3 protein-coding genes are annotated in these 11154 nt (G+C 54.1%); all 3 read left to right on the plus strand.

What is annotated here, in order from left to right; genetic code table 11:
* Positions 1-372 precede the first annotated feature (372 nt).
* The 3 genes from ACR3FF_RS23135 (at position 373) to ACR3FF_RS23145 (ending at position 11011) form a co-directional block, all read left to right on the plus strand.
* The gene (locus ACR3FF_RS23135; protein ID WP_458190496.1) at positions 373-735 is read left to right on the plus strand and encodes a hypothetical protein; all 363 of its coding nucleotides are present in this window, start codon (positions 373-375) and stop codon (positions 733-735) included.
* Positions 736-1065, plus strand: coding sequence for a hypothetical protein (locus tag ACR3FF_RS23140; RefSeq protein ID WP_458190497.1), 330 nt, complete (start codon positions 736-738; stop codon positions 1063-1065).
* Between the two features lie 1315 nt (positions 1066-2380).
* On the plus strand, positions 2381-11011 hold the full coding sequence (locus ACR3FF_RS23145; RefSeq protein ID WP_458190498.1) for a Tc toxin subunit A-related protein: 8631 nt from the start codon (positions 2381-2383) through the stop codon (positions 11009-11011).
* Positions 11012-11154 lie beyond the last annotated feature (143 nt).

The following is an 11154-nucleotide window of genomic DNA, read 5'->3' on the forward strand; positions in this document are numbered from 1 at the left end:
CGGATAACTGAGCCCGGTTCTCTTTTTTTGTCGACGGCCGAATCGATCCGTCGAACCGTGTAAGAGTATCTTCAGCCGACGTCAGGAGGATTGGTGAGGCAAAATTCTTAGACAGGCTCATATACGACCACAGATTCTATGCCACTGATCGCGCGACGACGGGGCCGTGAAGAATGGTTGCCCATCTCTCAAATCATCTGTGTAATTGGCCGGTCGAATCCCTAATCCGAGTTATTCGTCCGTCTTGAATCCCTCACGCGGTGATCGGTTATCAGCCAACGAGCTAGGAGTACATACTGATAGTGACCATCTACTGGATCTCAGCTTCAGCACACCCGTACATTGATTACGTCAGCACACCAAGTACAGTGTATGCCCGTACGAATCGAGGAGTTCGAAGCCGGAGACCTCCCAAGTGGCCCAAGCGTGCCCCAACAGGTACTTGGCTATCTCTATACAAACCGGGACAAAGCGTTCTCCCGGTCGGAAATCGCTACCAGTATCGACGCGGATCCGAACACAGTTGGGACAGCCCTCTCACGGTTGAAACAGCGTGAACTCGTCCGACACAGAGGAGAGTACTGGGCAATAACGAACGATCTTAATCGGGTTGCAGACGCGTATGCTCTCCACACAATCACGGAACGGCTCAATCAAGACGAAGGAGCAATCGAACCTGACGAGTGGGACGCAGTCGCTCCGGACGAACCGCACCCAAGTGAGAGAGACGAATAGATGCAGCCGGAACGTGGCGATGTGGTTCGAAGTTCAGACCCGTTCAAACTGGGCGAAGAGAGCCAACGACCGTGGCTCATCATCAACAACGAATCGCATCCGTTCGGTGACGAGCAGTACGTGGCTGTCGCGATCTCGACGAAAGAGTACGGTGATTCGATTCCCTTAGAGTCAGCTGTCTGGAAAACAGGTGGTGTACCGTACGAATCGTTCATCTCTCCATGGGCAGTACATTCACCTCGTATCGAAGATCTGGTGGCGTGGCAGGGTCGAGTCACAAAGGAATTCGTCGATCACGTCGTTGATTCACTTGAGCCGTATCTTCGATGACGGTACACTGTGCACACAGATTTCATTGAGGGTACCGGGGGAGTTCCACTTCCGCTTATGGATTTAACCGGAAGTACCCAAGGACACCACCTGACGAGTGAAAATCCCCGGGTAAGGCACTTGAAAGACGTCTTCACGGTGGTTTTGGAATCAATAAACCGTATGATGCTACATCATTTGCGAACTGTACCACGAGCAAAGCAAGTGGTTCATAAACACCAAGAGAAGACTGTTGCTTCAGTATTGAGAGCAACCCTTTGAAACCTTCAGAAGGGAAGGGGTTGATCATTCACTTTCCGCTTATATGAAGGTTTGATTCGTAGATTAAATTAATATGAATACTATTATTATATGTGTAATGAGAAAACGCCAGCTCCGCTCAACGATCGTCTTACCACCGCTATACAGTCAAATTTCCAGGGCCTAAGAAAGAGGTGAAGATTTTTAAAAAGGAGGGTTGAACAGCTTCTTAGGGGTGAGGTTAGAAACATATCATATATTATATTATGTATCCTATTGGAGGTCCAACGGCAGCAGGCTACCGGCGGGGGCAAAACGAGTGGCCTCATGGGATGTGACGAGGATAATCCAACAAAATGGAACTCATTGTCGGCAGTATTCACGGATGATCCGAAGGGTCATCAGGAGGATCTGGGGCGAAAAATTAGGGTCCTGAAATTCACCGCCACTCAGACAAGCTTCCAGTTACGCTCGGATGTGACTGGAGAAGAATGCAAAGAATCCGGAAAATCATCAGAAAATTACATACATGATTCGTAAATTTGAATTACGAATACAGGCAAGTGAAGAACACGAAGACGAAATTCAAGAATACCTCTTAGATGCTCTGGAAGCAGAACGAGAGTCAATCGAGATCTCAAAATCTGGTGTCATTATCGTCGGGGATCTCACGCAACATCGGGTACGGGAACTTCAGGAACGTATCGAGGAATTCGGTGACACCATTGAATTGGAATTAATTGATTCCTCAAAAGAGGAATCTGAAGTATTCAGTATTCACGGGGAGGTTCAATTTGAAGGGGGCGAACCAATCAGTGACATCAGTGTCCGATTGTTCGAACGAGAACTTCGTAGCGAGCACGTAGTGGGCGAAACAACGACAAACGAAGAAGGCCGGTACGAGATTTTGTATCCATGGGCCCAGACGGAGGATGGTCAAGAGGGGCCCAACATTCTGCTCCGCATTTTCAACGAGGTGGAAACAGAACTCGAGGCTGAAACCGACCGAGACCATATCATCTACAACGCTGAACCCGATGAGACGGTTAATTTCACGATTGCACACGGGATTTCCGTGGCCCCGACCGAATACGAACGTCTCTTAGCCAATATCTCGAACCACTTGGATGACGCCGAATTGGCTGAGTTAACTCCCGAGGAAATCCGATTCATAGCAGGGGCAGCAGATATCGACCCGACTCGGATTCAGACCCTTGTCGAGTGCGCCAGGCATGCGGGTGAAACGGATCTCCCACCTGCTGTCTTGTACGCCTTCGCCTCTCAGGACTTATCGCTCGACGATCTGCTGTCGGAGGACATTGAGGACTTCCAACGAGCACTCGAGAATGCCATCGAGGAATGCATTGTCCCCCTCGACCTCCGCGAATCGTTCGAATCGATCTTCCAGAGACTACGGATCCTCCGTGACGAGATGGCGACATGGGATACGAGAGAACTCCGCGTTAACCTCCAAGATGAAGAGACCGGGGAACCGGTAGCCGAGTACCGTCTGCACGTGGTGGAATTACGCGAAACGGGTGAGGAATCCATCGGCCGGTACATGACCGACGAAGAAGGGAATACTATCGCGACGTATCGCGTAAATGTAAACGACCCGTCGAGCCGCGAGTTCAGATTCGAGATAGTTGATCCAAACGGTGTATCGATGCACGAGGTCGTCGTCGAAATTGAACCCGAGCAAGAAGAGCTCACCCTTGAGATTCCGATAGTAGAGCCGCCTGAACCGAAAGCGATCAGCCTAGATGCAGTAGTTGAGGTGGAAGAAGAGGAAGCGTTCAGACATCTCGCGGAGGCTCTCAAGACAAAAGACTTCAAGAGTTCGCGGGATATCCTGAAGGCTGGCGGAGTCCGCAATATTGAGGGAGTCGAGAATCTCGCAGCCGAACCGACCATCCGAAAGCTCGACGCTCACGTGAATCTTAGCATCCTCCCCACGACAGTCGAGGAGAATGCAACCTTGATTGACCACGAGTTCTACGGCGTCCAGAATATCGCGGACACCCCCCAGGAGAAGCTAGAGGCGATACTCCCTCCTGAACTTGAGCCACGCGTCCTCCATACCACGGCCGTCGTCCAGCAGGACTACCTCAAGAACGCTGGCGTGATCCACCTCACAGAACAGGCGAACGGCCTTCCATCGAGTTTCGACGGCCTCGATGGAGAATCACGTGCCGAGAATCCCGAGCAGGAGGCAGGTTTGCGATGTACCGACTGCGAGGATTGTGAGTCGGCCGTCAGTCCGATTGCGTATCTTGCAGACCTCATTCAGTACGTCAACAAACACGTCCGGAAGGCCCCAACCACGCAGGGCGTCTCGCTTGACGACCTCGGATCGATGCTCCTCCAGCCATTCGGGAGTCTATCCGCGTCCTGTCGGGCTGTCGAAGAGACGGTTCGACAGGTCAGACTCTGCGTCGAGGTGTTACGGCGATACGAGGACAGTCAGCAATTATCACCGGAGGAACTCGACCGACTCGACACATTCGAGCAGACGTACCTTCGTGACGCATACGAGACGCTGCTGACCGAAATCGGGACCTCCCGTGATGAACTACAGAACGCAATCGATGGAGACGAAGAGTCACGTGAGCGGTTAGCGAACAGACTCGGCATCGGGGTCGAGCATCTCATCGAGTTACTCCTCACACCGAGCGATATCACCGAGACCAGGCTGGAAGCGCTCGTCGGCTTACGGGAGACCAATGGGACGGATATCAATCGTGAAGTCAAAACGTCCCAGCTAGAGCAGTGGCGACACGAATATCTTGAGGGAGTGTGGTACGGTCTGGATCACCCCGTCGACGTATACGCGACGGAGTCCGAGGAACAACGCCCAGTGATTGACCCCGACGTCATCGGACCGGACGACTTCCGGAATCCCGTCGCAAATAACCCAGCGTTTTCTCTCTGGAAGAAACGTCGTACGTGGGTCGACAACCGGGTGAGAGAAGTCCGAGAGACGACCATCGAGGGTGATGGGAAACCCATTCTCGACGTCAAGAAACTACTCCGTAAGATGGATAATAAGACGCGGCTCTACTACATGGGGAAGCCACGCCCTGGCCCATGGAGTGGTTGGAAGCAGTTAGGGGAGGCAAGCACCCTCATCAGGACGTTCGAGTCTCTGTTCGAGAAGCTTGAGAGTGGAGACGAAGTCGAGTCGACCGAGGAGAAGGTCAAACAGCTCTCGTTGACGGTCGATAGCTTCACCCGCCTCATGGAGATCTATTGGAAGCACAGAAAGCATCTGCGAGACGGTCGATTCGAGGCCGTAACGGACGAAGAGTGGGACGAGTTCGTCTCGATTCTCGTGGAGTCAATGAAGGGCAGCCTCTCCGAACTGTGGATCGAAGAAGAATCCAACGAGGGGGTTGTCTTCGGAGGGAAGACCTTCTGGAAGTCACTCCGTGAACCCGAACAGGGCGAGTGGTCCAAACGACTCGAATCCCAACTTCACCCGCTGCTCGAGGTCGTTCAGATTCCGAAGTCCAAGCGCTCTACTCCGTTAACGATCGGCCGACCCCTGATCGACCCTGAACTCGTGACGCAGAAGGAACTCGTGGAGACTGCATTCCGGTTCAAAGTCTCCGGAATCAAGCAAAAGACGACCGCGGTGGCTGTCTGGGAAGACCGACGGGCTCAACTCAATGCTGTGACCGCATCACTGGAGCAAACGTACAAAGCAACCCCCGAAACGAAAAACGGCGTGGAGAAACTCCTAGACTCGGTCTACGGAGCACCGCCGTCCAAAGTCGGTGAGAAAGTTCCCACCTGGGAGAAGTACATCAGTTCGGTCACCACAGCAATCGATCTCGACGAAGCCAGCGGCCACCAGCGAGTCGCCAACGAACTCTATCTCGAGCCAGCACAGTTCAGCCACATCGTTACAATGTGGCGGATCGCGAGACCCAAGTCCACAGCCAAACCACCGTCCGAGAAGGACCTCGACGAACTCTACGCGGTACTCACCACCGCCAAGAAGTACATAGATGACGACAAGTACAAGCGCTGGAAGACGCAGGAATCGAGCCTCAAATACTGGCAAGTCCTGAAGGCGAGACTGCCGACGTGGAGAGCGAGTCCGACGACCCGGCAGTTGTGGCAGCGGGCCCTCCGAAGTCGAAATCAGCCAGCGATCGTCGACCCCGACCTCGTCCGTGACGCCGAGTTCGCCAACCCCGTCCAGGCGGATCCTGCGTTCTCCCTCTATCAGCAGCGAACGAAGGAACTGACGGACGCGCTCGATCGACTCAAACCTCAGAACCTCCCGGATACCACCGCGAAGGCCAGGAATCACTTCACGAAGCTACTGAGGAACGAGGTCGGCGTTGCTCCCCAGGAGCTAGTGGCCATCGATGCGGACTTCGAGGGCGGCGTCGACGTCTCGGGGCGACTCGACCAGCTCACCCTCTCGAAACGCGCCTTCGACTATTTGCACCGAATCTGGAGAAAAATCGAGAAAGACCGACCCGTCTCAAACGAGGAGTGGGATCACGTCTACCACATCCTACTTCGGGTCTGGAAGTGCCGGCAGTATACGGACTGGCGTCTCGAAGAACGACGCCTCAACGTCGGAGGGGGAGAAACAGGGCTCGTCCTCGACCCCGCGTTCTTCACGCTGGAAACCGAGCTTACGCCAGGTTCGGTGTGGCCGAGCGAGGAGTCACCATCGTACTGGTTGTACGACCGCGAGGCACGGGACGACTGGGAGGATACGCTTGAGGCTCGCATCGACCAATACGAAAACACGACCGAGACTATCGAGGAACTCGTCAGTACCATCGAGGAGGAGACACTCCCCGCCCTTCGAGACGGGCTTGTCGAGGTACTTGCAGACGGAGACCCGACAGGTGCCGGCGCCGAGTGGGTCACGAACATCCTGTTGATCGACGGAGCGGCGAGCGGCTGTCAAGAAACCACTCGGATGGCTCAGGCCATCGAAACGATTCAAGCGTTCATCGAGACGCTCCGTTCAGAGGACGAGTTCACAGCTGTGGAGGGGACTACCGTGGAACTCGTCGACGACCAGTACGACAAGCGGTGGAAGTGGCTCGGATCGTACGCGACCTGGAAATCGGCGATGTCGGTGTTCCTCTACCCGGACAACGTCCTCGATCCCACCCTTCAACGGGAAACGACACCGGCTTTCGAAACGGCCATGGATTCACTGACGTCGAGTCACAGACTCACGCCAGATCGCGCGTGTCGGATCGCACAAGAGTATTCAGACTACTATCGAGACATTGCTTCGCTGACGTTCGATGCGACCTGCTGGGGCAATACCCGTATCACCAGCGGTGGATCCTGCGAGGAGACGGAAGAGGGGCGACGTGACCTTTTCTATATGTTCGCTCGCGGCGGCGACCTGAATATTCCGAAAACCGGCAGTACGACACCCGACACGGAAGGATCAACAGTCTACTGGTCCGCGTACGATCCAGCGAAGTCTGGTGGGGAGCAGACGTATTGGGAGGCAATCGACGGCCTGAGCGACGTCGCCGAACTGTTCGGAGCAGTACCCTACAGGGGGAAAATCTACCTGTTCGCTAAACAGGTCGAAGATGGCATAGAAAAGCTCGTATTCACTCACTACGATCTCGATACTCACAATTGGCTTGAGAAACCCGAATCGCTCAAATTACCTTCCGATGCCGATTCGTTCCACGCACTCGTCATTCAGCAACCAAATACCGACTATCGTCCAGAGTTGATAATTCAGGTCATAGACGATCACGAGCCCATCGATAAAACGGCATACGCGTACAAATCGTATTATTTCGTCTTCAACCCTTCAGAAAACGGCTGGGCCGAAGAGGAAGAAGAAAAACAAGAAGCACCGATTACCTCGACTCCGCGACCGTCATCAATTGCGATCGCCCCAAAAATACCGGCTGTCTGGGCTCAGAATGTCGGTCGTTTCTTCTGGTTGTTTACGGACTCCGGAAACGAGCCCCAACCAGAGGGGCTATCGTTTACAATCACTGGGGAGAAACGAGGGGGGAACTTAAAAATCCAGCCTTCAGTTGTGTGGTGGCCCAGCAACCAGGGAATGTTAGTCGACAATATCGGTGCCGTCCACGATGATGACGGGAATATCCACCTGTACTACGGGGAAGAAACAATCAGTCGAAGCGCAGTATTTGGACCGACGTACAAGGGAAGCAAGTCCGTTTCTGATACACGAGTTGGCAAAAAATCGGAGATTGTCACTGGTATTATCCCATATGAATACCCGGTGAGGGAACTGCAGATTCCGCTATCGATAGTTGGAATTGCGCGACACTGCGGAGGGTATCCGAAACCGGATGCCGATTGGATGTTTGTCGGCCTTCAGACAAAGGACTCAAAAACACACGAGTACGTCCCGGGATCGGCAGATTTAGCAGTATTCCGATCGCTCTACATCTCAAAAGTCGACCCAGCCGTGGATGAGAGTGGTCGCACCAAACTCGATCTCGAGTTTCATCTCGAGGCTTCACCGCAGGTGCCACACACCCAAGAAAGTTTCAAAATCCCACAACAACTTTCCGGTAGACAGGACCTGCGAAGGAGACACATCAGCTTCGTCTTCAGTCACATAGAGTGGTCGACTTCGTCGATTCCGCACACTTCTCTAGTGAACGAGAACAATTCGGATTACGTTCGCGAGGCGTATTATTTCATTCCGATGCTGATCGCGAGCCAATTGGGAGAAAACGGAGAGTATGACGCTTCTCTCGATTGGTATCGGACTATCTACGATTACACCATCTCGGATGATGGTAACGGTTCATCGCAGAACTCGCGAAGAATATTCCCATTATCTAAGCTGAATAAAGGGGTTTACTCCAAGTACACCGGAGTCACCCCCTCGTACCAGCGCGAAGAAGACTGGTTAGTCGACCCGTTGGACCCGCACCAAGTCGCAGCGACTAAACGACCGAAGGCGTACACTCGATTCACTCTCGTCTCGATCATCCGGAGTCTCCTCGATTACGCGGATGCAGAGTTTACCTACGATACGTCGGAATCCGTCCCCCGGGCGCGGCGACTTTACGAGCAGGCTCAGGAACTGCTCGAATCGGACGAGTTACAGAGGGAAGACGATCCGTGCGCAGAAGTCGAATGGACATTCCGCGAGCACGAAACGGTTCTGGGTCTGAAAAACGATCCAGTGTGGTCTCCGATGGTTCAGGCACTGGAGATACAGATATCAAATATCGAAAAATACTCCGTCAAGCGGGACGCGGTCCAGACAGTTCTGCAGAGACTATCCGACGGGGGGGACGTGGGCGAGAACATCACCGCGTCCATGGAGTACCTGAATGAAATAGGTGAGGCCGAGTCACCACCGTCCTACGAGACTCTCTTCGACATCGACGCGGAGCGACGGAAGGGGTTGCAATCGACCATCCTGGCGAACGATTATCTCCAAGAACGGTTAGTCACCCTCGGGAAATCAGTCAGTCAGCAAGCGAAGCAGAACTCCGGCAAAGACGAAGGGACCTCGAATGAAGAGTCATTCGATCCAGACCTTCATCTCGCGCTCTGCATCCCGGCGAATCCAATACTGAAATCGTTGGACCTTCGCGCTACGTACGGCCTGTTCAAACTGCGCAACTGCATGAACATCGCCGGGATGCGACGCCAACTTGAACCGTACGCCGCATCCATCGACGTGGAGAGCGGGCTTCCGACGCTGACTGGCGGGCGACTGTCTCTTCCGGGGACGGTCCGATTCCAGCCGACACAGTATCGATACACGGCACTCGTGGCGAGAGCCGAGAAGTTGGCTGAACAGGCACGGAATGTCGAGGCGTCATTCCTCTCTGCTCTAGAACGGTACGACCAAGAAGAATACCAGCGGCTACAGGCACAACAAAGCCTCCAGCAGGCACGTGCTGGCGTTCGGTTACAAAACCTCCGTGTGAGAGAGGCAAAGGACGGCGTCAAGTTAGCCGAACTGCAGCGTGATCGCTCGAAGATTGAAGCTGAAACATACGATGAATGGATTACAGCGGGTCTGAGCGAATATGAGCGCAAAACGATTACCGCACTTAATGTAGCTGCAGTAATGAAATCGATCGCCTCGGGCCTCTCAACAGGAGGTAGAATCGCTGAGTTAGCCGCATCATTTAACCCATATATGTCGGCAGCCATTGCACAGTATTCAGCGGCTGAGGCTTTTACACAAGCGGCAATCTTCACGGAAACCCAGGCTCAGGTGTACGGTATTCAAGCGAGTCACGAACGCAGCAAACAACAGTGGGAACTCCAGAAAACACTCGCCGAGAAAGATATCGAAATCGGCGAGCAGCAGATTCGAATCGCTCAGGACCACGTTGAGGTGGTCGGGCAAGAGAGAGAGATCTCCAAACTCCAGGCCGACCACGCCAAGGGTATGCTCGAGTTCCTAGACACCAAATTCCTGAATCGACATCTCTACCTCTGGATGAGCCGCGTCCTCGAGGACGTCTACTCGTACTTCCTCCAGCGGGCGACCACGGTCGCGAAACTCGCAGAGAACCAGCTCGCCTTCGAGCGCCAGGAAACGCCCGCAGCCATCATTCAAGAGGACTACTGGAACGTACCATCTGAGAACATGCTTGGAGACGGGATGACCGAAGATAGACGCGGTCTCACGGGATCTGCCAGATTGCTACAGGATATCACCAAGCTGAACGAGTACGCGCTGACGACAGATGAGCGTGCCCACCAACTCACCAAGACGTTCTCGTTGTCACAACTAGCACCTTACGAGTTCCAGCGCTTCCGAGAGACGGGCGTCCTGAACTTCGCGACACCGATGGAAGCGTTTGACTGGGACTTCCCCGGTCATCATCTGCGGCTCATCAAACGGGTCAGAACGTCCGTTATCGCGCTTGTTCCGCCCACGGAGGGTATCAAGGCGACGCTCTCGAACAGCGGGCTCTCGCGCGTCGTCACGGGCGGCGACATCTTCCAGACCCGAGTCATCCGTCGCCAGCCGGAATCGGTCGCACTCACGTCGCCTACGAATACGACAGGCCTGTTCGAGCTACAGCCCGAGTCCCAGGACAAACTCTTCCCCTTCGAGAAGACGGGGGTTGACACGACCTGGGAGTTCCGGATGCCCAAGGCGTCGAATCCCATCGATTACGACTCCATCGCCGACGTACTCGTGACAATCGAGTACACGGCACTCGACAGCGAGACCTACCGCCAGCAGGTGCTTCAGGAACTGGAGCAGGATCCGAAGCGAAGCGGGGAGCGGGCGTTCACTCTTAAGAATGAATTTGCCGACCAGTGGTACGACCTCAACAACCCCGAGCAGTCGCCGACGCCGATGACGGTCTCGTTCGAAACGACGCGCGACGACTTCCCACCGAATCTCGACGATATCGAGATTAAACAGGTGTTGCTCTACTTCGTGAGCGACGAGACGGACACGCTTTCGAAGATTGACGTCGGATTGTATTTCTCCGAAGAGGGAAGTGACGCGTCGATTGGTGGTGAGGCAGCACCCGTCGACGGCGTCATCAGTACCCGGCGGGCCAATGCCGGCGGCTGGTACTCGATTACCGGCGGGTCGAGTTCGCCCGTTGGGGAGTGGACGCTCTCGCTTCCAAATACGCCGGCCGTGAGTAACCTCTTCGAGAATGATAATATCCAAGATATCCTGTTTGTCGTTACGTACGAGGGAGACGCAGAGTACTGGGTAGAATAGGGTCACTGTCCACTAAGAGCTAGTCATTTTCGGTACTTCCCATCGAGTCAGTGGATAGTCACGACTGACGGGGTTAGATTCTCAGGAAGCGTCTGGATGGGTGATTATGAGATTTCTCTACCATCCAGACACTGTTCTTACGG

It is taken from the genome of Haladaptatus ordinarius, from assembly GCF_054177595.1.

Coding starts and splice junctions, on each gene's coding strand:
- ACR3FF_RS23135 (WP_458190496.1), top strand. CDS start 373: ATGCCCGTACGAATCGAGGAGTTCGAAGCCGGAGACCTCCCAAGTGGC.
- ACR3FF_RS23140 (WP_458190497.1), top strand. CDS start 736: ATGCAGCCGGAACGTGGCGATGTGGTTCGAAGTTCAGACCCGTTCAAA.